The sequence below is a fragment of the Escherichia sp. TC-EC600-tetX4 genome, from assembly GCF_019356055.1.
Classification (GTDB): domain Bacteria; phylum Pseudomonadota; class Gammaproteobacteria; order Enterobacterales; family Enterobacteriaceae.
In genome coordinates this window covers 3,617,584-3,640,341 of the sequence record NZ_CP079924.1, presented here as the reverse complement: position 1 = coordinate 3,640,341, position 22,758 = coordinate 3,617,584, and the positions used below count along the sequence as shown (strand labels likewise).

Genomic DNA, 22,758 nt, shown 5'->3' with positions numbered 1-22,758 from the left:
CCGGGCATTGCTACTGTAAAATCGCACCATCATGACACTCACGCTCAATAGACAACTTCTCACCTCACGCCAGATTCTGGTGGCCTTTAGCGGCGGGCTTGACTCCACCGTTCTGCTGCATCAGTTGGTGCAGTGGCGGACGGAAAATCCGGGTGTCGCTCTGCGCGCTATTCATGTGCATCACGGTTTAAGTGCCAATGCCGATGCCTGGGTTACGCATTGCGAAAACGTCTGCCAACAGTGGCAGGTGCCGCTGGTGGTCGAACGCGTACAACTTGCGCAAGAAGGACTGGGCATTGAGGCCCAGGCGCGGCAGGCACGTTATCAGGCATTTGCCCGCACCTTGTTGCCCGGTGAAGTGCTGGTCACCGCGCAACATCTCGACGATCAATGTGAAACCTTTCTGCTGGCGCTAAAACGCGGCAGTGGCCCTGCCGGGCTTTCGGCTATGGCGGAAGTCTCGGAGTTTGCCGGAACGCGGCTTATTCGCCCGTTGCTCGCCCGCACGCGGGGGGAACTGGTGCAGTGGGCGCGTCAGTATGATTTACGCTGGATTGAAGACGAAAGTAATCAGGACGACTCATACGATCGTAACTTTCTGCGCCTGCGCGTAGTGCCGTTATTGCAGCAGCGTTGGCCGCATTTTGCCGAAGCAACGGCCCGCAGCGCCGCACTTTGTGCTGAACAAGAGAGCCTGCTGGATGAACTGCTGGCAGATGATTTAGCACACTGTCAATCGCCGCAGGGGACGCTGCAGATTGTGCCAATGCTGGCGATGAGTGATGCCCGCCGCGCGGCGATTATCCGCCGCTGGCTGGCAGGGCAGAATGCACCGATGCCTTCCCGCGACGCGTTGGTGAGGATCTGGCAGGAAGTGGCGCTGGCGCGGGAAGATGCCTCACCCTGTTTACGTTTGGGCGCGTTTGAAATCCGACGCTATCAGTCGCAACTGTGGTGGATTAAATCCGTCACCGGGCAAAGCGAAAACATTGTGCCGTGGCAGACGTGGCTTCAACCGCTGGAATTACCGGCGGGGCTGGGAAGTGTACAGCTTAATGCGGGAGGCGATATTCGCCCTCCGCGTGCAGACGAAGCGGTCAGCGTGCGTTTCAAAGCGCCAGGATTGCTGCATATTGTCGGGCGTAACGGCGGACGTAAGCTAAAGAAAATCTGGCAAGAGCTGGGCGTGCCGCCGTGGCTACGTGACACCACGCCACTGCTGTTTTATGGCGAAACGCTGATTGCGGCGGCAGGGGTATTTGTGACGCAAGAAGGTGTGGCTGAAGGTGAGAATGGCGTAAGTTTTGTCTGGCAGAAAACGCTTAGTTAAGTGAAAGCCGGATAAGACGCATCAAACGTCGCATCCGGCGAAAGTCAATCAGGATTCGCTTACCACCACCGTACCGATTTCCGGGTGGCTAAAGCTGGTAATTTTATCCAGACGCAGCTCGCGGGTTTCGCCAGCGGCCTCGACGACCAGGTACTCCACATTTTTGCGGGAGACTAAATCACTGGCTTTTGCCTGCAATTTTTCGCCATCTTTCAGCTCAAGTGTCAGCATTAAATGATGCTGGCAGGCGAGCTCAAGATTATCGTAATCATCACAATTGATTGGTTGATACGTATCATTCATTGACATAATCGCTCACCAGTAAGTTTGCCGCAGCGTATGCTGCTTTTTCCCTGACAGCCTCAGAAAGGGCGTCGTCGGCAGCCATTTCATTCAGCACTTTCAAAACGCAGCCCAGCGCGTCCGGAACGTATCCTAAGTCTCCGCTGGCGATTTCCGCGTACCGCTTGCGTATTAACTCACAATATTTTTCCACATGCCCTCCTGTCAGCACTCTGACTTAACCGTGGATGCAAGTCTAAGCCTACGAAGATAAACTCTGTTTCGCAAGGTGACTATACCACACTCATTTCTGCAATATCAGCGCCGCAACTGCACGTATTCCGTTACAATGGCCTCCTGATTCGAAAGGAGTTTTCTTATGGCGCTTAAAGCGACAATTTATAAAGCGACGGTTAATGTGGCCGATCTCGACCGCAACCAGTTTCTCGATGCCTCTCTGACGCTGGCGCGCCATCCTTCAGAAACCCAGGAGCGTATGATGCTGCGCTTGCTGGCGTGGCTGAAATATGCTGATGAACGTCTGCAATTTACCCGTGGTTTGTGTGCCGATGATGAGCCGGAAGCGTGGCTGCGTAACGATCACCTGGGCATTGATTTGTGGATTGAGCTGGGGCTGCCGGATGAGCGGCGGATTAAGAAAGCCTGCACCCAGGCCGCAGAAGTGGCGCTGTTTACCTATAATAGTCGGGCGGCGCAAATCTGGTGGCAGCAAAATCAGAGCAAATGTGTGCAGTTTGCCAATCTTTCCGTCTGGTATCTGGACGATGAACAACTGGCGAAAGTAAGCGCCTTTGCCGATCGTACCATGACGCTGCAGGCAACGATTCAGGATGGCGTGATCTGGTTATCGGATGATAAGAATAATCTGGAAGTGAACTTAACCGCCTGGCAACAACCTTCATGATTGTGATTTCCCGACATGTTGCTATTCCCGATGGTGAGCTTGAGATCACCGCCATTCGTGCGCAGGGCGCGGGCGGGCAGCATGTTAATAAGACCTCAACGGCTATTCATCTGCGTTTTGACATTCGGGCGTCCAGCCTGCCAGAGTATTACAAAGAGCGTCTGCTCGCCGCCAGCCATCATTTGATCAGCAGTGATGGCGTGATTGTCATTAAGGCACAGGAATACCGCAGTCAGGAACTGAACCGCGAAGCAGCTCTGGCCCGGCTGGTGGCTATGATTAAAGAATTAACAACAGAAAAAAAAGCCCGACGACCCACGCGGCCCACCCGTGCATCGAAAGAGCGCAGGCTGGCATCGAAAGCACAAAAATCAAGCGTGAAGGCGATGCGCGGCAAAGTGCGCAGCGGTCGGGAATAAAAAGAAGGAATGGATGGTGAAAAAAGCGATAGTGACAGCGATGGCTGTAATCAGCCTCTTTACTCTGATGGGATGTAATAATCGGGCCGAAGTCGATACGCTTTCTCCGGCGCAGGCTGCCGAACTGAAACCGATGCCGCAAAGTTGGCGCGGCGTGCTGCCGTGTGCCGATTGCGAAGGAATCGAAACCTCTCTGTTCCTCGAAAAAGACGGAACATGGGTGATGAATGAGCGTTATCTCGGTGCTCGTGAAGAACCTTCCTCCTTCGCTTCCTACGGTACATGGGCGCGAACCGCTGACAAGCTGGTATTAACCGACAGCAAAGGTGAAAAGTCATATTATCGGGCGAAAGGCGATGCGCTGGAGATGCTCGATCGTGAAGGCAATCCGATTGAATCGCAGTTCAACTATACGCTGGAAGCGGCACAATCCAGTTTACCTATGACGCCGATGACCCTGCGGGGCATGTATTTTTATATGGCTGATGCGGCGACCTTCACTGATTGCGCGACCGGAAAACGTTTCATGGTAGCGAATAACGCAGAGCTGGAGCGTAGCTACCTGGCTGCGCGCGGTCACAGTGAAAAACCGGTGTTACTGTCAGTAGAAGGTCACTTTACGCTTGAGGGTAATCCGGATACCGGTGCGCCGACTAAAGTATTGGCACCCGATACGGCAGGGAAATTTTACCCCAACCAGGATTGCAGTAGTTTGGGGCAGTAACCCGTCTTGAGACAGAAACAAACGCAAAACAGGCCAGAAGGATATATTTCAACATTTTGAATTTGCACGTTTTTTGTAGGCCGGATAAGGCGTTTACGCCGCATCCGGCAATGGTGCTCAACGCCTGATGCGACGCTGGCGCGTCTTATCATGCCTACAACCCCCCTCATACCTTAAGGCGGATAAGGCATTTACTTTATCACCGGGTCAAACCAACAAAGCGACCCGCCTTGATATAAATCCCAGGCTTCAGGTGCCCAACATACTGTAACTGCGTTTCTGGCTTAAACGCAGAGACATCACCAATACGCATATGCATCAGATCGGCAGGGCTAATCCAGCCCGATTGCGCCAGTGTAAGTGGATGCCCGGCTTTGGCAAAGGCATCCGTGACAAATTCCGAACAAAACCACGACTTTTTGTCTCCTTCGCCCACACTGCTTAACTGCGCTTTCGCCAGGCCGCTGACGCACTGTTGGCGAAAATCCTCGGAGAACGGATTCAGTGAGCACATCTGGCGAGTCACCATAAAGGGAATAAATTCGACAATGCCGCGATAGTTATAACCGCTATCTTTGATTTTATTGGCAAACGCGGTGATATCTGTGGCTTGTTGCGGGGTAAGATCCGGGACTCGTAAGACGAAAAGCTTATCACTATGCTTCATCGCTTTTTTAAGGGAAACGATCTGGACGCCAGCGCCTGTCGCTTCTGCAACGTTATTATCACCCAGAAAGATTGCAACGTGACTCACAGAGGAAGTGCTGAAGACGCGGATTCCAAATGAGGTTACCCCAAGGCTTGAGGAGAACAGCAAATCGCCGGGTTTGAGATCAGGTGCCGTTATTTCTTTTATTGATTGTTCGGTGAAAGAGCTTTGATGCTGGAATTTGACAGCCCATGTTTTTGCCTCGGCATCTACTGCTGTGGCTGATGGGTCTGGCTGGCTGATATCAACGGTACAAGCCGAAAGTAAAAGAAAGCTGGGGAGAAACAGGCGGCAGTACGCCTTTGGTTTATCCATTTTATACAATCCATGTAAAAAAAGGGCCCTGAAATTCAGGACCCTTTCTGGCATCAGCCTTTAATCTGTTTCACCAGATATTCGACGATGTCACCAGTCTTAATTAACTGTTTCTCGCCGTTGCGACGATATTTATATTCGATATCGTCGTTGTCGAGGTTACGGTCGCCCAGCACAATAGTGTGCGGAATACCGATCAGTTCCATATCAGCAAACATCACGCCCGGACGCTCTTTGCGGTCATCCAGCAGCACTTCGATACCTTGTGCACGCAGTTCGCTGTACAGTTTCTCAGCAAGCTCTTGTACGCGGAAGGATTTGTGCATGTTCATCGGCAGAATCGCCACCTGGAACGGCGCGATAGCGTCAGGCCATACGATGCCTCGTTCGTCGTAGTTCTGCTCAATCGCCGCAGCTACCACACGCGTTACCCCGATACCGTAGCAACCCATCGTCAGGATTTGGTTACGGCCATCTTCACCCTGTACGGAGGCTTTCAGTGCTTCGGAGTACTTGGTACCCAGCTGGAAGATGTGACCAACTTCGATACCACGTTTGATCAGCAGCCTACCCTGGCCATCCGGGCTTGGATCGCCAGCCACCACGTTACGGATATCTGCAACTTCCGGGGTAGCGACATCGCGATCCCAGTTGATGCCGAAGTAGTGTTTACCATCGATGTTAGCACCAGCAGCGAAATCACTCATCGCCGCAACGGTACGGTCAATCACCACCGGAATCGGCATGTTTACCGGACCCAGTGAACCCGGACCGGCTTTAACCACGGCACGAATTTCTTCTTCGGTCGCGAAAGTCAGCGGGCTTGCAACCTGCGGCAGTTTTTCTGCTTTAACTTCGTTCAGCTCGTGATCACCGCGCACCAGCAGCGCAACCTGCGGGAAGCTGCTGCCTTCAACCGCTTTAACCAGCAGAGTCTTAACCGTTTTCTCAATCGGCAGATTGAACTGTTCAACCAGTTCCGCGATGGTTTTCGCGTTCGGCGTATCAACCAGCGTCATTTCCTGGGTAGCAGCAGCGCGCGGTTCTTTCGGCGCGATAGCTTCTGCCAGTTCAATGTTCGCTGCATAGTCAGAGGTGTCGGAGAAGACCACATCGTCTTCACCGCTCTGCGCCAGCACCTGGAATTCGTGAGAGGCGCTGCCGCCGATAGAACCGGTGTCGGCTTGTACGGCGCGGAAATCCAGCCCCATGCGGCTGAAGATTTTGCTGTAGGCCGCATACATTGCATCGTAGGTTTCCTGCAGGGATTCCTGAGAAGTATGGAAAGAGTAAGCATCTTTCATCAGGAATTCGCGGGAACGCATGACGCCGAAACGCGGACGCACTTCGTCGCGGAACTTGGTCTGGATCTGATAGAAGTTCAGCGGCAGCTGTTTGTAAGAGCTAAGCTCGTTACGAATCAGGTCAGTGATAACTTCTTCATGAGTTGGGCCGAGTACGAACGGACGCTCGCCACGGTCAACAAAACGCAGCAGTTCCGGACCGTACTGTTCCCAACGACCACTCTCTTGCCACAAATCGGCTGGCTGAACCACCGGCATCGACACCTCGATCGCACCGGCGTTGTTCATCTCTTCACGCACGATGTTTTCGACTTTTTTCAGAACGCGCACGCCGGTCGGCAGCCAGGTATATAACCCGGAGGCCAGCTTGCGGATCATCCCGGCGCGCAGCATCAGCTGATGGCTGATCACCTCGGCGTCGGCAGGTGTCTCCTTGAGAGTGGAGAGCAGGTATTGGCTAGTACGCATGTTGTTACGGTTCCAGTTGGAAGGTAGAACAGGCTCAAGGCGAGCCTGGGACAAAAAAAAGTGATTTAGTTTACCAGTGCAAAAGAAATGTCAAAAGAGAAGGGCGTGAATTTAACGCGGTTCCAGCGCAAAGACTTCAAAACCTGCGTCGGTGACGCGCCAGCGAACGTTAAAATCATGTAGCCAGACGGCATAGGTTTTGCCCGTTTCCTCACCTTTACGATAGGCCGGGCGCGGGTCCTGCGCCAGTACTTCGCGGATAAACAGCGTTAACTGCGGATAACGCTTCTCCAGCGTCAAAAGCTGCTTTTCGACCTCTGCGGTAAAACTCACCGCCATCTCTGCAGCTGGCGCACTTTGCGCATAGCTGGCACTGGCATCGGGAAGCGATTCGGCAAAGGGGAGATACGGTTTGATATCCACTACCGGCGTACCATCGACCAGATCCAGACTGCCGAGCTTCAGAATCACGCTGTCTTTATGGCAAACAACCTCTTTCAGCTCTACCAGCGACATGCCAATTGGGTTAGGGCGGAAAGTAGAGCGTGTTGCGAAAACCCCCATTCTGGCGTTACCGCCGAGGCGCGGTGGACGCACAGTCGGACGCCAGCCGCCTTCCATCGTTTGATGAAAGACGAAAAGGATCCATAAATGGCTGAACGCTTCCAGGCCGCGAACGGCGTCGGCCTGGTTGTAGGGAGCAATGAGATGCAGTTCGCCGTTGGCGCTTTTTACCAGACCTGGCTGGCGCGGAACGGCGAACTTTTCTTTATAGGGCGAGCGAATAACGCCTATTTGCTCGAACTGGAAACTGCTCATTTCGCCGTAATGTTAAGCGCAGAACCGATACATACAGCCTGACGATAGCAGCCTGGCGTACCGCTGGTGACTTCGCAGCTATGCAGTAATACAGCATTGGCTTTCATTTTAGAGGCGTTGATTTGCATCCGCTTACGTGCGGTTGGAATGCTCGGCGGAGAGTCCTGATTAGAGGCCTGGCAAGAGTCGCCACTGACTTCACCGAGATCGCGGAACGGTTTGCCGACTAATTCTTCTGCATTGGTATAAATTCGGACCGGCGTGGCGCGCGGCGCTTTCGGTTTTGCAGGCTCCGCTTTCGGCTGGGGTGCAGTGCTTTGAACGGGTTCGACAGGGGATCTGCTTAACATGGAACAGCCGCTTAGCATGAGTGCTACTAAACAGATCGGTAAAGCACGCATAGTATTTCCTCAATGTATGATCAAAACGTCAATATTGAATCAGGAGCTTGTAAAAATGACAAGACGGGCAAGCGCCCGTCCTGAATGATATTACAAATTGTGGAAACAGCCTAAAAATTACCAGCCTTTAACAGCTCCGCCGTTAAACACTTTGTTTGCTGCTTCGTAAACTTCGTCAGACTGATAAGCCTGGACGAATTTCTTCACGTTCTCGGCGTCTTTGTTATCTTCACGCGTCACGATCAGGTTTACGTACGGGGACTCTTTATCTTCAACAAAGATACCGTCTTTCGCCGGAGTCAGGCCAATCTGGCTGGCATAGGTGGTATTGATAACTGCCAGAGCGATTTGCGCGTCGTCCAGAGAACGCGGCAGTTGCGGTGCTTCCAGTTCAACAATTTTCAGATTTTTGGGGTTCTCAACAACATCAAGAACGGTCGGCAGCAGGCCAACGCCATCTTTCAGTTTGATCAAGCCCACTTTTTGCAGCAGCAGCAGTGAACGACCAAGGTTAGTTGGGTCGTTTGGCACGGCAACCTGCGAACCATCCTGCAGTTCATCCAGTGATTTGATTTTCTTGGAGTAACCAGCAATCGGATAAACAAAAGTGTTGCCTACTGCGACCAGTTTGTAGCCACGATCTTTCAGTTGCTGATCAAGGTACGGTTTATGCTGGAAGGCGTTGGCGTCGATATCGCCTTTGCTCAATGCTTCGTTTGGCAGAACATAGTCGTTGAAGGTTACCAGCTCAACGTCCAGGCCATATTTGTCTTTCGCAACTTTCTGCGCGACTTCTGCAACCTGCTGTTCGGCACCAACAATCACGCCGACTTTAATGTGGTTTGGATCTTTTTCATCCTGACCGCAGCCTACCAGTGCCAGTGATCCGATCAGGGCTCCCACTGCCGCAAAGGTTTTGAATTTGAACGCCATACCTTATTCCTTCTTCAATTATTTATGTTGTGTTGAACGTTACTTGCGAGTGACAGCCCGGACGATGCGGTCGCCTGCGAACTGAATTAAATAAACCAGAATGACCAGCAATACCAGTACCGTATTCATCACCGTCGCGTTATAGCCGATGTAGCCATACTGATAGCCAATCTGACCTAAACCACCGGCACCGACTGCACCACCCATCGCGGAATAACCGACCAGGGTAATCAGGGTGATAGTTGCCGCATTCACCAGACCCGGCAGCGCTTCCGGTAACAGCACCTTACGGACGATCTGCATCGGCGTGGCACCCATTGCGCGGGAAGCTTCAATTAACCCGGTTGGGATCTCCAGCAGAGCGTTCTCGACCATACGGGCAATAAACGGTGCTGCACCAACGGTTAACGGAACAATCGCTGCCTGCAAACCAATCGATGTACCGACAATAACGCGGGTAAACGGAATCATCCATACAAGCAAGATAATGAACGGGATGGAACGGAAAATGTTCACAATCGCAGAAACGGTACGATACAGCTTCGCGTTAGCAATAATTTGCCCCGGACGCGTGACATAAAGCAGAACGCCAACCGGCAGACCAATCACAAAGCCAAAAAAACCGGATACGAAGGTCATTGCCAGCGTTTCCCATACGCCACGAACCAGCAGCCACATCATCGGCTCAGACATAACCCAGTACCTCTACTTTTACATGGTGTTCCTGCAGCCAGGCAATGGCGGCTTGCGTATCTTGTTGTGTGCCGTGCATTTCAGTCAGCATGATGCCGAACTTAACGCCACCGGCGTAATCCATCTGCGCGCTAATAATGTTGTTGTTGACGTTGAAACGACGCGCGGTTTCAGAAAGCAGTGGGGCATCGACCGATTGACCGGTAAACTCCAGACGCAGCATCGGCACGCAGTCAGTAAATGGCTCCGCTTGCAGACGTTCCTGGTAATCTTCCGGGATATCCAGATGCAGGGTCGACTGAATAAACTTCTGCGCCAGCGGCGTTTTCGGATGCGAGAACACTTCACTTACCGTGTCCTGCTCGATCAGTTCTCCATTGCTGATGACCGCCACGCAATCACAAATGCGCTTCACAACGTCCATTTCGTGGGTGATCAACAGAATCGTCAACCCCAGACGGCGGTTGATGTCTTTCAGCAGTTCGAGAATAGAACGTGTCGTTGCCGGGTCCAGCGCGCTGGTGGCTTCATCACACAGCAATACTTTGGGATTGCTGGCTAACGCACGGGCAATTGCCACACGTTGTTTCTGCCCACCGGAAAGATTCGACGGGTAGCTATCATGCTTATCGCCAAGACCAACCAATGACAGCAATTCCGTCACGCGACGTTTGACCTCGTCTTTCGGTGTGTTGTCCAGCTCCAGCGGCAGAGCCACGTTGCCAAAAACAGTACGCGAAGAGAGCAGGTTAAAATGCTGGAAAATCATACCAATCTGGCGGCGAGCTTTGGTCAACTCGGATTCTGACAGCGTGGTCAGTTCCTGGCCATCGACCAGCACGCTACCCTCGGTTGGGCGCTCCAGCAGGTTTACACAACGTATAAGCGTACTCTTACCCGCGCCTGAGGCACCGATAACGCCATAAATTTGTCCAGCTGGCACATGCAGGCTGACGTTGTTCAACGCCTGGATGGTGCGGGTGCCCTGGTGGAACACTTTGGTGATATTCGAAAGTTTTATCATTGATTATTTATTATCGTCATTAAGTTAGTCGTGGCATCTCGAATGCCTGAAACGGGCAACGCCGTCAATGAAATGGATGTTAAGGCATCCAGACGTCTAAATCAATCAGGTTTATGCGAAGAGCACTTTCTTGCAGGTCGAAACATGCGATACTAGCGTCACATGCCTTATTAAGGAGCTATAAAAGGTGGCGAAGAGCGTACCCGCAATTTTTCTTGACCGTGATGGCACCATTAATGTCGATCACGGCTATGTCCATGAGATCGACAACTTTGAATTTATCGACGGTGTTATTGACGCCATGCGCGAGCTAAAAAAAATGGGCTTTGCGCTGGTGGTAGTAACCAACCAGTCTGGCATTGCTCGCGGTAAATTTACCGAAGCACAGTTTGAAACGCTGACCGAGTGGATGGACTGGTCGCTGGCGGACCGAGATGTCGATCTGGATGGTATCTATTATTGCCCGCATCATCCGCAGGGTAGTGTTGAAGAGTTTCGCCAGGTCTGCGATTGCCGCAAACCACATCCGGGGATGCTTTTGTCAGCACGCGATTATTTGCATATTGATATGGCCGCTTCTTATATGGTGGGCGATAAATTAGAAGATATGCAGGCAGCGGTTGCGGCGAACGTGGGAACAAAAGTGCTGGTGCGTACGGGTAAACCTATTACGCCTGAAGCAGAAAACGCGGCGGATTGGGTGTTAAATAGCCTGGCAGACCTGCCGCAAGCGATAAAAAAGCAGCAAAAACCGGCACAATGATTAAAAGATGAGCGGTTGAAATAAAAATGCATTTTTCCGCTTGTCTTCCTGAGCCGACTCCCTATAATGCGCCTCCATCGACACGGCGGATGTGAATCACTTCACACAAACAGCCGGTTCGGTTGAAGAGAAAAATCCTGAAATTCAGGGTTGACTCTGAAAGAGGAAAGCGTAATATACGCCACCTCGCGACAGTGAGCTGAAAGCCGCGTCGCAACTGCTCTTTAACAATTTATCAGACAATCTGTGTGGGCACTCGAAGATACGGATTCTTAACGTCGCAAGACGAAAAATGAATACCAAGTCTCAAGAGTGAACACGTAATTCATTACAAAGTTTAATTCTTTGAGCATCAAACTTTTAAATTGAAGAGTTTGATCATGGCTCAGATTGAACGCTGGCGGCAGGCCTAACACATGCAAGTCGAACGGTAACAGGAAGAAGCTTGCTTCTTTGCTGACGAGTGGCGGACGGGTGAGTAATGTCTGGGAAACTGCCTGATGGAGGGGGATAACTACTGGAAACGGTAGCTAATACCGCATAACGTCGCAAGACCAAAGAGGGGGACCTTCGGGCCTCTTGCCATCGGATGTGCCCAGATGGGATTAGCTAGTAGGTGGGGTAACGGCTCACCTAGGCGACGATCCCTAGCTGGTCTGAGAGGATGACCAGCCACACTGGAACTGAGACACGGTCCAGACTCCTACGGGAGGCAGCAGTGGGGAATATTGCACAATGGGCGCAAGCCTGATGCAGCCATGCCGCGTGTATGAAGAAGGCCTTCGGGTTGTAAAGTACTTTCAGCGGGGAGGAAGGGAGTAAAGTTAATACCTTTGCTCATTGACGTTACCCGCAGAAGAAGCACCGGCTAACTCCGTGCCAGCAGCCGCGGTAATACGGAGGGTGCAAGCGTTAATCGGAATTACTGGGCGTAAAGCGCACGCAGGCGGTTTGTTAAGTCAGATGTGAAATCCCCGGGCTCAACCTGGGAACTGCATCTGATACTGGCAAGCTTGAGTCTCGTAGAGGGGGGTAGAATTCCAGGTGTAGCGGTGAAATGCGTAGAGATCTGGAGGAATACCGGTGGCGAAGGCGGCCCCCTGGACGAAGACTGACGCTCAGGTGCGAAAGCGTGGGGAGCAAACAGGATTAGATACCCTGGTAGTCCACGCCGTAAACGATGTCGACTTGGAGGTTGTGCCCTTGAGGCGTGGCTTCCGGAGCTAACGCGTTAAGTCGACCGCCTGGGGAGTACGGCCGCAAGGTTAAAACTCAAATGAATTGACGGGGGCCCGCACAAGCGGTGGAGCATGTGGTTTAATTCGATGCAACGCGAAGAACCTTACCTGGTCTTGACATCCACGGAAGTTTTCAGAGATGAGAATGTGCCTTCGGGAACCGTGAGACAGGTGCTGCATGGCTGTCGTCAGCTCGTGTTGTGAAATGTTGGGTTAAGTCCCGCAACGAGCGCAACCCTTATCCTTTGTTGCCAGCGGTCCGGCCGGGAACTCAAAGGAGACTGCCAGTGATAAACTGGAGGAAGGTGGGGATGACGTCAAGTCATCATGGCCCTTACGACCAGGGCTACACACGTGCTACAATGGCGCATACAAAGAGAAGCGACCTCGCGAGAGCAAGCGGACCTCATAAAGTGCGTCGTAGTCCGGATTGGAGTCTGCAACTCGACTCCATGAAGTCGGAATCGCTAGTAATCGTGGATCAGAATGCCACGGTGAATACGTTCCCGGGCCTTGTACACACCGCCCGTCACACCATGGGAGTGGGTTGCAAAAGAAGTAGGTAGCTTAACCTTCGGGAGGGCGCTTACCACTTTGTGATTCATGACTGGGGTGAAGTCGTAACAAGGTAACCGTAGGGGAACCTGCGGTTGGATCACCTCCTTACCTTAAAGAAGCGTACTTTGCAGTGCTCACACAGATTGTCTGATGAAAATGAGCAGTAAAACCTCTACAGGCTTGTAGCTCAGGTGGTTAGAGCGCACCCCTGATAAGGGTGAGGTCGGTGGTTCAAGTCCACTCAGGCCTACCAAATTTGCACGGCAAATTTGAAGAGGTTTTAACTACATGTTATGGGGCTATAGCTCAGCTGGGAGAGCGCCTGCTTTGCACGCAGGAGGTCTGCGGTTCGATCCCGCATAGCTCCACCATCTCTGTAGTGATTAAATAAAAAATACTTCAGAGTGTACCTGCAAAGGTTCACTGCGAAGTTTTGCTCTTTAAAAATCTGGATCAAGCTGAAAATTGAAACACTGAACAACGAAAGTTGTTCGTGAGTCTCTCAAATTTTCGCAACACGATGATGAATCGAAAGAAACATCTTCGGGTTGTGAGGTTAAGCGACTAAGCGTACACGGTGGATGCCCTGGCAGTCAGAGGCGATGAAGGACGTGCTAATCTGCGATAAGCGTCGGTAAGGTGATATGAACCGTTATAACCGGCGATTTCCGAATGGGGAAACCCAGTGTGTTTCGACACACTATCATTAACTGAATCCATAGGTTAATGAGGCGAACCGGGGGAACTGAAACATCTAAGTACCCCGAGGAAAAGAAATCAACCGAGATTCCCCCAGTAGCGGCGAGCGAACGGGGAGCAGCCCAGAGCCTGAATCAGTGTGTGTGTTAGTGGAAGCGTCTGGAAAGGCGCGCGATACAGGGTGACAGCCCCGTACACAAAAATGCACATGCTGTGAGCTCGATGAGTAGGGCGGGACACGTGGTATCCTGTCTGAATATGGGGGGACCATCCTCCAAGGCTAAATACTCCTGACTGACCGATAGTGAACCAGTACCGTGAGGGAAAGGCGAAAAGAACCCCGGCGAGGGGAGTGAAAAAGAACCTGAAACCGTGTACGTACAAGCAGTGGGAGCACGCTTAGGCGTGTGACTGCGTACCTTTTGTATAATGGGTCAGCGACTTATATTCTGTAGCAAGGTTAACCGAATAGGGGAGCCGAAGGGAAACCGAGTCTTAACTGGGCGTTAAGTTGCAGGGTATAGACCCGAAACCCGGTGATCTAGCCATGGGCAGGTTGAAGGTTGGGTAACACTAACTGGAGGACCGAACCGACTAATGTTGAAAAATTAGCGGATGACTTGTGGCTGGGGGTGAAAGGCCAATCAAACCGGGAGATAGCTGGTTCTCCCCGAAAGCTATTTAGGTAGCGCCTCGTGAATTCATCTCCGGGGGTAGAGCACTGTTTCGGCAAGGGGGTCATCCCGACTTACCAACCCGATGCAAACTGCGAATACCGGAGAATGTTATCACGGGAGACACACGGCGGGTGCTAACGTCCGTCGTGAAGAGGGAAACAACCCAGACCGCCAGCTAAGGTCCCAAAGTCATGGTTAAGTGGGAAACGATGTGGGAAGGCCCAGACAGCCAGGATGTTGGCTTAGAAGCAGCCATCATTTAAAGAAAGCGTAATAGCTCACTGGTCGAGTCGGCCTGCGCGGAAGATGTAACGGGGCTAAACCATGCACCGAAGCTGCGGCAGCGACGCTTATGCGTTGTTGGGTAGGGGAGCGTTCTGTAAGCCTGCGAAGGTGTGCTGTGAGGCATGCTGGAGGTATCAGAAGTGCGAATGCTGACATAAGTAACGATAAAGCGGGTGAAAAGCCCGCTCGCCGGAAGACCAAGGGTTCCTGTCCAACGTTAATCGGGGCAGGGTGAGTCGACCCCTAAGGCGAGGCCGAAAGGCGTAGTCGATGGGAAACAGGTTAATATTCCTGTACTTGGTGTTACTGCGAAGGGGGGACGGAGAAGGCTATGTTGGCCGGGCGACGGTTGTCCCGGTTTAAGCGTGTAGGCTGGTTTTCCAGGCAAATCCGGAAAATCAAGGCTGAGGCGTGATGACGAGGCACTACGGTGCTGAAGCAACAAATGCCCTGCTTCCAGGAAAAGCCTCTAAGCATCAGGTAACATCAAATCGTACCCCAAACCGACACAGGTGGTCAGGTAGAGAATACCAAGGCGCTTGAGAGAACTCGGGTGAAGGAACTAGGCAAAATGGTGCCGTAACTTCGGGAGAAGGCACGCTGATATGTAGGTGAGGTCCCTCGCGGATGGAGCTGAAATCAGTCGAAGATACCAGCTGGCTGCAACTGTTTATTAAAAACACAGCACTGTGCAAACACGAAAGTGGACGTATACGGTGTGACGCCTGCCCGGTGCCGGAAGGTTAATTGATGGGGTTAGCGCAAGCGAAGCTCTTGATCGAAGCCCCGGTAAACGGCGGCCGTAACTATAACGGTCCTAAGGTAGCGAAATTCCTTGTCGGGTAAGTTCCGACCTGCACGAATGGCGTAATGATGGCCAGGCTGTCTCCACCCGAGACTCAGTGAAATTGAACTCGCTGTGAAGATGCAGTGTACCCGCGGCAAGACGGAAAGACCCCGTGAACCTTTACTATAGCTTGACACTGAACATTGAGCCTTGATGTGTAGGATAGGTGGGAGGCTTTGAAGTGTGGACGCCAGTCTGCATGGAGCCGACCTTGAAATACCACCCTTTAATGTTTGATGTTCTAACGTTGACCCGTAATCCGGGTTGCGGACAGTGTCTGGTGGGTAGTTTGACTGGGGCGGTCTCCTCCTAAAGAGTAACGGAGGAGCACGAAGGTTGGCTAATCCTGGTCGGACATCAGGAGGTTAGTGCAATGGCATAAGCCAGCTTGACTGCGAGCGTGACGGCGCGAGCAGGTGCGAAAGCAGGTCATAGTGATCCGGTGGTTCTGAATGGAAGGGCCATCGCTCAACGGATAAAAGGTACTCCGGGGATAACAGGCTGATACCGCCCAAGAGTTCATATCGACGGCGGTGTTTGGCACCTCGATGTCGGCTCATCACATCCTGGGGCTGAAGTAGGTCCCAAGGGTATGGCTGTTCGCCATTTAAAGTGGTACGCGAGCTGGGTTTAGAACGTCGTGAGACAGTTCGGTCCCTATCTGCCGTGGGCGCTGGAGAACTGAGGGGGGCTGCTCCTAGTACGAGAGGACCGGAGTGGACGCATCACTGGTGTTCGGGTTGTCGGTGATGCTGCCAACTTACTGATTTAGTGTATGATGGTGTTTTTGAGGTGCTCCAGTGGCTTCTGTTTCTATCAGCCGTCCCTCCTGTTCAGCTACTGACGGGGTGGTGCGTAACGGCAAAAGCACCGCCGGACATCAGCGCTATCTCTGCTCTCACTGCCGTAAAACATGGCAACTGCAGTTCACTTACACCGCTTCTCAACCCGGTACGCACCAGAAAATCATTGATATGGCCATGAATGGCGTTGGATGCCGGGCAACTGCCCGCATTATGGGCGTTGGCCTCAACACGATTTTACGTCACTTAAAAAACTCAGGCCGCAGTCGGTAACCTCGCGCATACAGCCGGGCAGTGACGTCATCGTCTGCGCGGAAATGGACGAACAGTGGGGCTATGTCGGGGCTAAATCGCGCCAGCGCTGGCTGTTTTACGCGTATGACAGGCTCCGGAAGACGGTTGTTGCGCACGTATTCGGTGAACGCACGATGGCGACGCTGGGGCGTCTTATGAGCCTGCTGTCACCCTTTGACGTGGTGATATGGATGACGGATGGCTGGCCGCTGTATGAATCCCGCCTGAAGGGAAAGCTGCACGTAATCAGCAAGCGATATACGCAGCGAATTGAGCGGCATAACCTGAATCTGAGGCAGCACCTGGCACGGCTGGGACGGAAGTCGCTGTCGTTCTCAAAATCGGTGGAGCTGCATGACAAAGTCATCGGGCATTATCTGAACATAAAACACTATCAATAAGTTGGAGTCATTACCTTCAATACGTTGTAGCTTTTTCCTGAGCTCACGGATTTCAATTTGTTCCGGGGTAATGGGGGAGGCTTTTGGTGTTTTTCCCTGCCGCTCATCACGTAATACAAAATACGAAATTAATTACTCTTGAAGGAACAGGACACGAATTGCACTTTGAAGATTGGACAACAATAATTGACGGAATTGAAAAACATATAAATGAGCAATAAAGAAAAACAAATGAATTTACTTAGTGATAAGAACGTTGCAATAATTGGTGGTGGACCCGTTGGACTGACTATGGCAAAATTATTACAGCAAAACGGCATAGACGTTTCAGTTTACGAAAGAGACAACGACCGAGAGGCAAGAATTTTTGGTGGAACCCTTGACCTACACAAAGGTTCAGGTCAGGAAGCAATGAAAAAAGCGGGATTGTTACAAACTTATTATGACTTAGCCTTACCAATGGGTGTAAATATTGCTGATGAAAAAGGCAATATTTTATCCACAAAAAATGTAAAGCCCGAAAATCGATTTGACAATCCTGAAATAAACAGAAATGACTTAAGGGCTATCTTGTTGAATAGTTTAGAAAACGACACGGTTATTTGGGATAGAAAACTTGTTATGCTTGAACCTGGTAAGAAGAAGTGGACACTAACTTTTGAGAATAAACCGAGTGAAACAGCAGATCTGGTTATTATTGCCAATGGTGGAATGTCTAAAGTAAGAAAATTTGTTACCGACACGGAAGTTGAAGAAACAGGTACTTTCAATATACAAGCCGATATTCATCATCCAGAGGTGAACTGTCCTGGATTTTTTCAGCTATGCAATGGAAACCGGCTAATGGCTGCTCATCAAGGTAATTTATTATTTGCGAATCCTAATAATAATGGTGCATTGCATTTTGGAATAAGTTTTAAAACACCTGATGAATGGAAAAACCAAACGCAGGTAGATTTTCAAAACAGAAATAGTGTCGTTGATTTTCTTCTGAAAGAATTTTCCGATTGGGACGAACGCTACAAAGAACTGATTCGTGTGACATCATCTTTTGTAGGGTTAGCGACACGAATATTTCCCTTAGGTAAGTCTTGGAAAAGTAAGCGTCCATTACCCATAACGATGATTGGAGATGCTGCTCATTTGATGCCTCCTTTTGCAGGACAAGGCGTAAACAGCGGGTTGATGGATGCCTTGATATTGTCGGATAATCTGACCAATGGGAAATTTAACAGCATTGAAGAGGCTATTGAAAATTATGAACAGCAAATGTTTATCTATGGCAAAGAAGCACAAGAAGAATCAACTCAAAACGAAATTGAAATGTTTAAACCCGACTTTACGTTTCAGCAATTGTTAAATGTATAAAATGGAATAAAACGGCACATAATCGAGTAGACGGCTCCGCCAGTAACTGACGGAGTGCGCCTCTCACACCACCGAGCGTACGGGTCACGTACTCGGCGGTTCGCAAAGATCCGCTCCATGGTGGTAACTCGTATGAGAATTAAACATCTAATATTTTTACCTGTTCCCTTCATTTCATTTTATTTAAACGCGGCGAGCTTGGACGAAATGGTGATGCTGCCAACTTACTGATTTAGTGTATGATGGTGTTTTTGAGGTGCTCCAGTGGCTTCTGTTTCTATCAGCCGTCCCTCCTGTTCAGCTACTGACGGGGTGGTGCGTAACGGCAAAAGCACCGCCGGACATCAGCGCTATCTCTGCTCTCACTGCCGTAAAACATGGCAACTGCAGTTCACTTACACCGCTTCTCAACCCGGTACGCACCAGAAAATCATTGATATGGCCATGAATGGCGTTGGATGCCGGGCAACTGCCCGCATTATGGGCGTTGGCCTCAACACGATTTTACGTCACTTAAAAAACTCAGGCCGCAGTCGGTAACCTCGCGCATACAGCCGGGCAGTGACGTCATCGTCTGCGCGGAAATGGACGAACAGTGGGGCTATGTCGGGGCTAAATCGCGCCAGCGCTGGCTGTTTTACGCGTATGACAGTCTCCGGAAGACGGTTGTTGCGCACGTATTCGGTGAACGCACGATGGCGACGCTGGGGCGTCTTATGAGCCTGCTGTCACCCTTTGACGTGGTGATATGGATGACGGATGGCTGGCCGCTGTATGAATCCCGCCTGAAGGGAAAGCTGCACGTAATCAGCAAGCGATATACGCAGCGAATTGAGCGGCATAACCTGAATCTGAGGCAGCACCTGGCACGGCTGGGACGGAAGTCGCTGTCGTTCTCAAAATCGGTGGAGCTGCATGACAAAGTCATCGGGCATTATCTGAACATAAAACACTATCAATAAGTTGGAGTCATTACCCGGGTTGTCATGCCAATGGCACTGCCCGGTAGCTAAATGCGGAAGAGATAAGTGCTGAAAGCATCTAAGCACGAAACTTGCCCCGAGATGAGTTCTCCCTGACTCCTTGAGAGTCCTGAAGGAACGTTGAAGACGACGACGTTGATAGGCCGGGTGTGTAAGCGCAGCGATGCGTTGAGCTAACCGGTACTAATGAACCGTGAGGCTTAACCTTACAACGCCGAAGCTGTTTTGGCGGATTGAGAGAAGATTTTCAGCCTGATACAGATTAAATCAGAACGCAGAAGCGGTCTGATAAAACAGAATTTGCCTGGCGGCCGTAGCGCGGTGGTCCCACCTGACCCCATGCCGAACTCAGAAGTGAAACGCCGTAGCGCCGATGGTAGTGTGGGGTCTCCCCATGCGAGAGTAGGGAACTGCCAGGCATCAAATTAAGCAGTAAGCCGGTCATAAAACCGGTGGTTGTAAAAGAATTCGGTGGAGCGGTAGTTCAGTCGGTTAGAATACCTGCCTGTCACGCAGGGGGTCGCGGGTTCGAGTCCCGTCCGTTCCGCCACTTATTAAGAAGCCTCGAGTTAACGCTCGAGGTTTTTTTTCGTCTGTATATCTATTATTGCCAGAATCGCAAAAATCCTCTGCATTTTACGCTCTTTTTCCTCAACAGTCTGAAGCCCATAATCACCTCAGTTAACGAAAATAGCATTAAAAGAGGCATATTATGGCTATCCCTGCATTTGGTTTAGGTACTTTCCGTCTGAAAGACGACGTTGTTATTTCATCTGTGATAACGGCGCTTGAACTTGGTTATCGCGCAATTGATACCGCACAAATCTATGATAACGAAGCCGCAGTAGGTCAGGCGATTGCAGAAAGTGGCGTGCCACGTCATGAACTCTACATCACCACTAAAATCTGGATTGAAAATCTCAGCAAAGACAAATTGATCCCAAGTCTGAAAGAGAGCCTGCAAAAATTGCGTACCGATTATGTTGATCTGACGCTAATCCACTGGCCGTCACCAAACGATGAAGTCTCTGTTGAAGAGTTTATGCAGGCGCTGCTGGAAGCCAAAAAACAAGGGCTGACGCGTGAGATCGGTATTTCCAACTTCACGATCCCGTTGATGGAAAAAGCGATTGCTGCTGTTGGTGCTGAAAACATCGCTACTAACCAGATTGAACTCTCTCCTTATCTGCAAAACCGTAAAGTGGTTGCCTGGGCTAAACAGCACGGCATCCATATTACTTCCTATATGACGCTGGCGTATGGTAAGGCCCTGAAAGATGAGGTTATTGCTCGTATCGCAGCTAAACACAATGCGACTCCGGCACAAGTGATTCTGGCGTGGGCTATGGGGGAAGGTTACTCAGTAATTCCTTCTTCTACTAAACGTAAAAACCTGGAAAGTAATCTTAAGGCACAAAATTTACAGCTTGATGCCGAAGATAAAAAAGCGATCGCCGCACTGGATTGCAACGACCGCCTGGTTAGCCCGGAAGGTCTGGCTCCTGAATGGGATTAAGCCTCTCTGACAGCTCCTCCGGGAGCTGTTTTTACATGCTCGCTAAGGAAATCGATAAAAGCCCGGATGCGCGTACTTACCGCACGGTCGCTGTAATAGACGGCACTGAATGGCATTTCCACTGGCAACACTTTATCTGCCATTAACTCCACCAATTCTCCGCGAGCGATTTCTTTGTCGATCATGTAGTCGGACAAACACGCAATCCCGTTGCCACTCAGGCAAAGCTGTTTCAGTGTTTCCCCACTATTGGATGACAAACCGTACTTCACCTCATGTAATTGTCCATCGCTACGGGCTATCGGCCAGGTATTGAGGGAAGCGGGTTCAGTGAATCCCAGGCAAATATGTTGCTTTAAATCGTCGATCGTTTCTGGCTTCCCGTAGCGGGAAATATAATCGGGGGAGGCGATAATTTTTCGATAACTGTTAAATAACGGCCTGGCACGTAAGCTGGAATCCGTTAACGTACCAGCGCGTATCGCGACATCCACTTTTCTTTCGATCAAATTAATAATCGTTTCGGAGGAGACTAGCGACAAAGTGACTTCCGGATAGCGTTCACGGAAAGGCTTAATTAACGGCATCAGAAAGTGCAGCACCACTGGAGTTGCGGCATCGATCCGTAACAGTCCACGCGGTGTATTACGCGTCTCCATAATTTCTGATTCTGCCGCTGCCATCTCCTGCAAAATTGACTGTACGCGACGAAAATAACGCTCGCCTTCTTCCGTCAGGCTAAGTTGTCGCGTGGTCCGATTAAGCAGGCTAACGCCAAGTTTCATCTCCAGCTTTTTCACCGCCCGGCTTACCGCTGAGTTTGCTTGCCCTAATTGTTCCGCTGCCCGGCTAAAGCTGCCGCTTTCGACGACCGAAACAAAAATGGCGAGTTCTTCCGACGTGGCTTTCATTTTTGCTCCTGTTGCAAAATAGAAGAGATATTTTGAATTTATTTGTCATTAAACCATCAGGATGCGTGATATGTCATGCGATTTAATGTTCTCCATAATGAGCAAAATTCTGACCGGTGTAAGCACTTGCTTACATAACAATATACAATTGCTCGTTGAAAGAGTGAGCTAAAATCCCTATAACAGTAGAACCCTCCCGAGTGCGGAAGGGTTGACGTAATAGAGGTTTCAAAGTCAAAAGTGCGAAAAAACACCTATGCCATGCGCTATGTTGCCGGACAACCTGCGGAAAGGATCTTACCGCCGGGGTCTTTTGCGAGCATCGGCCAGGCATTACCACCTGGGGAACCGTTAAGTACCGAAGAGCGTATTCGGATCCTGGTGTGGAACATATACAAACAGCAACGCGCTGAATGGTTGTCGGTATTAAAGAACTACGGCAAAGATGCACATCTGGTGTTATTGCAGGAAGCGCAGACAACGCCAGAGTTAGTACAGTTTGCGACCGCTAACTATCTTGCCGCCGATCAGGTACCCGCTTTCGTGCTGCCACAACATCCTTCTGGCGTAATGACCCTTTCGGCGGCACATCCAGTGTATTGCTGCCCGTTACGTGAACGAGAACCCATTTTGCGTCTGGCGAAGTCGGCACTGGTGACGGTCTATCCATTACCTGACACCCGCCTGTTGATGGTGGTTAATATACACGCCGTCAACTTCAGTCTGGGCGTGGATGTCTATAGTAAGCAGTTACTTCCTATTGGCGATCAGATAGCTCACCACAGCGGCCCGGTCATTATGGCGGGAGATTTCAATGCCTGGAGCCGTAGAAGGATGAACGCGTTATATCGCTTTGCGCGGGAAATGTCGCTGCGCCAGGTGCGTTTTACCGATGATCAGCGCCGTCGGGCGTTTGGTCGCCCGCTCGATTTTGTTTTCTACCGTGGTCTGAACGTCAGTGAAGCTTCTGTACTGGTTACGCGCGCTTCCGATCACAATCCGCTACTCGTTGAATTCAGTCCCGGCAAGCCTGATAAATAAGGTATGTCAGGTCTGCCACAGGGCAGAC

21 protein-coding genes, 3 tRNA genes and 3 rRNA genes are annotated in these 22,758 nt (G+C 50.9%); 17 read left to right on the top strand and 10 right to left on the bottom strand.

All coding sequences use genetic code 11. From position 1 onward, the window contains the following. Positions 1–31 precede the first annotated feature (31 nt). Positions 32–1,330, top strand: a complete 1,299-nt coding sequence (gene tilS, locus KXD89_RS17750) for a tRNA lysidine(34) synthetase TilS (RefSeq protein WP_000176549.1) — start codon at positions 32–34, stop codon at positions 1,328–1,330. A 48-nt stretch (positions 1,331–1,378) separates the two neighbouring features. On the opposite strand, the gene rof is transcribed toward tilS, so the two are convergent. Together rof and KXD89_RS17740 are read right to left on the bottom strand one after the other, a co-directional pair. Next, positions 1,379–1,639, bottom strand: a complete 261-nt coding sequence (rof, locus tag KXD89_RS17745) for a Rho-binding antiterminator (protein ID WP_000062312.1) — start codon at positions 1,637–1,639, stop codon at positions 1,379–1,381. Further along, positions 1,626–1,826 (bottom strand): YaeP family protein, encoded by a 201-nt coding sequence (locus tag KXD89_RS17740; RefSeq protein WP_000417058.1) that lies wholly within the window; start codon positions 1,824–1,826, stop codon positions 1,626–1,628. The genes rof and KXD89_RS17740 overlap by 14 nt, the downstream gene beginning before the upstream one ends. Before the next feature lie 165 nt (positions 1,827–1,991). Between KXD89_RS17740 and KXD89_RS17735 the strand changes: the two genes are divergently transcribed. From KXD89_RS17735 to nlpE, 3 genes are read left to right on the top strand one after another with little or no spacing between them, the layout of a single operon-like run. After that, the gene (locus tag KXD89_RS17735) at positions 1,992–2,537 is read left to right on the top strand and encodes a YaeQ family protein (RefSeq protein ID WP_001185290.1); all 546 of its coding nucleotides are present in this window, start codon (positions 1,992–1,994) and stop codon (positions 2,535–2,537) included. Beyond that, positions 2,534–2,956, top strand: a complete 423-nt coding sequence (gene arfB / locus KXD89_RS17730; protein ID WP_000635537.1) for an alternative ribosome rescue aminoacyl-tRNA hydrolase ArfB — start codon at positions 2,534–2,536, stop codon at positions 2,954–2,956. The genes KXD89_RS17735 and arfB overlap by 4 nt, the downstream gene beginning before the upstream one ends. Positions 2,957–2,969: 13 nt before the next feature. After that, entirely contained in the window at positions 2,970–3,680 is a 711-nt protein-coding gene (nlpE, locus tag KXD89_RS17725; protein ID WP_000239163.1) for an envelope stress response activation lipoprotein NlpE, read from the top strand. 199 nt (positions 3,681–3,879) lie between these two features. On the opposite strand, the gene KXD89_RS17720 is transcribed toward nlpE, so the two are convergent. The 7 genes from KXD89_RS17720 to metN form a co-directional block, all read right to left on the bottom strand. Further along, entirely contained in the window at positions 3,880–4,704 is an 825-nt protein-coding gene (locus KXD89_RS17720) for a YaeF family permuted papain-like enzyme (protein ID WP_001336393.1), read from the bottom strand. A 53-nt stretch (positions 4,705–4,757) separates the two neighbouring features. Continuing rightward, a complete protein-coding gene (gene proS, locus KXD89_RS17715; RefSeq protein WP_001260717.1) occupies positions 4,758–6,476 on the bottom strand; it encodes a proline--tRNA ligase in 1,719 nt (572 codons plus the stop codon). Between the two features lie 111 nt (positions 6,477–6,587). Next, positions 6,588–7,295 carry a tRNA (N6-threonylcarbamoyladenosine(37)-N6)-methyltransferase TrmO gene (tsaA, locus tag KXD89_RS17710; RefSeq protein ID WP_000094011.1) on the bottom strand — a complete coding sequence of 236 codons (708 nt, stop codon included), beginning with the start codon at positions 7,293–7,295 and terminating at the stop codon, positions 6,588–6,590. Then, the gene (gene rcsF, locus KXD89_RS17705) at positions 7,292–7,696 is read right to left on the bottom strand and encodes an Rcs stress response system protein RcsF (protein WP_001202329.1); all 405 of its coding nucleotides are present in this window, start codon (positions 7,694–7,696) and stop codon (positions 7,292–7,294) included. The genes tsaA and rcsF overlap by 4 nt, the downstream gene beginning before the upstream one ends. A gap of 117 nt (positions 7,697–7,813) precedes the next feature. Beyond that, positions 7,814–8,629: a methionine ABC transporter substrate-binding lipoprotein MetQ gene (gene metQ, locus KXD89_RS17700; RefSeq protein ID WP_000874226.1), complete on the bottom strand. Its 816-nt coding sequence runs from the start codon at positions 8,627–8,629 to the stop codon at positions 7,814–7,816. Between the two features lie 39 nt (positions 8,630–8,668). Continuing rightward, the gene (locus KXD89_RS17695) at positions 8,669–9,322 is read right to left on the bottom strand and encodes a methionine ABC transporter permease MetI (protein ID WP_001294600.1); all 654 of its coding nucleotides are present in this window, start codon (positions 9,320–9,322) and stop codon (positions 8,669–8,671) included. Further along, positions 9,315–10,346: a methionine ABC transporter ATP-binding protein MetN gene (gene metN / locus KXD89_RS17690; RefSeq protein ID WP_000594006.1), complete on the bottom strand. Its 1,032-nt coding sequence runs from the start codon at positions 10,344–10,346 to the stop codon at positions 9,315–9,317. Before metN ends, KXD89_RS17695 begins: the two co-directional genes overlap by 8 nt. A 187-nt stretch (positions 10,347–10,533) precedes the next feature. Here metN and gmhB point away from each other — a divergent pair, with 187 nt between their 5' ends. From gmhB to dkgB, 12 genes are all read left to right on the top strand, one after another. After that, positions 10,534–11,109 (top strand): D-glycero-beta-D-manno-heptose 1,7-bisphosphate 7-phosphatase, encoded by a 576-nt coding sequence (gene gmhB / locus KXD89_RS17685; RefSeq protein WP_001140187.1) that lies wholly within the window; start codon positions 10,534–10,536, stop codon positions 11,107–11,109. A 362-nt stretch (positions 11,110–11,471) separates the two neighbouring features. Beyond that, positions 11,472–13,013: ribosomal RNA gene (locus tag KXD89_RS17680) — 16S ribosomal RNA — on the top strand. A 68-nt stretch (positions 13,014–13,081) separates the two neighbouring features. Then, a tRNA-Ile gene (locus KXD89_RS17675) sits at positions 13,082–13,158 on the top strand. A gap of 42 nt (positions 13,159–13,200) precedes the next feature. After that, positions 13,201–13,276, top strand: a tRNA-Ala gene (locus KXD89_RS17670). Positions 13,277–13,459: 183 nt separating this feature from the next. Continuing rightward, a 23S ribosomal RNA gene (locus KXD89_RS17665) occupies positions 13,460–16,364 on the top strand. The 16S and 23S rRNA genes sit together here with 2 tRNA genes alongside, the layout of an rRNA operon. A 23-nt stretch (positions 16,365–16,387) precedes the next feature. After that, positions 16,388–16,489 (top strand): IS1-like element transposase, encoded by a 102-nt coding sequence (locus KXD89_RS22605; RefSeq protein ID WP_024133889.1) that lies wholly within the window; start codon positions 16,388–16,390, stop codon positions 16,487–16,489. An 8-nt stretch (positions 16,490–16,497) separates the two neighbouring features. Then, the gene (locus KXD89_RS17660) at positions 16,498–16,911 is read left to right on the top strand and encodes an IS1 family transposase (protein WP_042062454.1); all 414 of its coding nucleotides are present in this window, start codon (positions 16,498–16,500) and stop codon (positions 16,909–16,911) included. 210 nt (positions 16,912–17,121) lie between these two features. Then, complete coding sequence (locus KXD89_RS17655) at positions 17,122–18,279, top strand: tetracycline-inactivating monooxygenase Tet(X4) (RefSeq protein WP_094309310.1); 1,158 nt, start codon at positions 17,122–17,124, stop codon at positions 18,277–18,279. Between the two features lie 264 nt (positions 18,280–18,543). Further along, positions 18,544–19,241, top strand: a protein-coding gene (locus tag KXD89_RS17650) for an IS1-like element IS1A family transposase (protein ID WP_236727822.1) whose coding sequence is annotated in 2 segments (ribosomal slippage) — positions 18,544–18,793 and positions 18,793–19,241 — 699 coding nt in all. Because the reading frame shifts where the segments join, the coding sequence is not laid out codon by codon here. Positions 19,242–19,565: 324 nt separating this feature from the next. Next, a 5S ribosomal RNA gene (rrf, locus tag KXD89_RS17645) occupies positions 19,566–19,681 on the top strand. A 54-nt stretch (positions 19,682–19,735) separates the two neighbouring features. After that, positions 19,736–19,812 (top strand) — tRNA-Asp (locus KXD89_RS17640). Between the two features lie 162 nt (positions 19,813–19,974). Next, positions 19,975–20,778 carry a 2,5-didehydrogluconate reductase DkgB gene (gene dkgB / locus KXD89_RS17635; RefSeq protein WP_000997010.1) on the top strand — a complete coding sequence of 268 codons (804 nt, stop codon included), beginning with the start codon at positions 19,975–19,977 and terminating at the stop codon, positions 20,776–20,778. Here dkgB and yafC read toward each other — a convergent pair. Beyond that, on the bottom strand, positions 20,775–21,689 hold the full coding sequence (yafC, locus tag KXD89_RS17630; RefSeq protein ID WP_000648572.1) for a DNA-binding transcriptional regulator YafC: 915 nt from the start codon (positions 21,687–21,689) through the stop codon (positions 20,775–20,777). The two genes, dkgB and yafC, sit on opposite strands and share 4 nt — an antisense overlap. Before the next feature lie 240 nt (positions 21,690–21,929). Between yafC and KXD89_RS17625 the strand changes: the two genes are divergently transcribed. Further along, positions 21,930–22,730, top strand: a complete 801-nt coding sequence (locus tag KXD89_RS17625; protein ID WP_001230983.1) for an endonuclease/exonuclease/phosphatase family protein — start codon at positions 21,930–21,932, stop codon at positions 22,728–22,730. Positions 22,731–22,758: the final 28 nt, after the last annotated feature.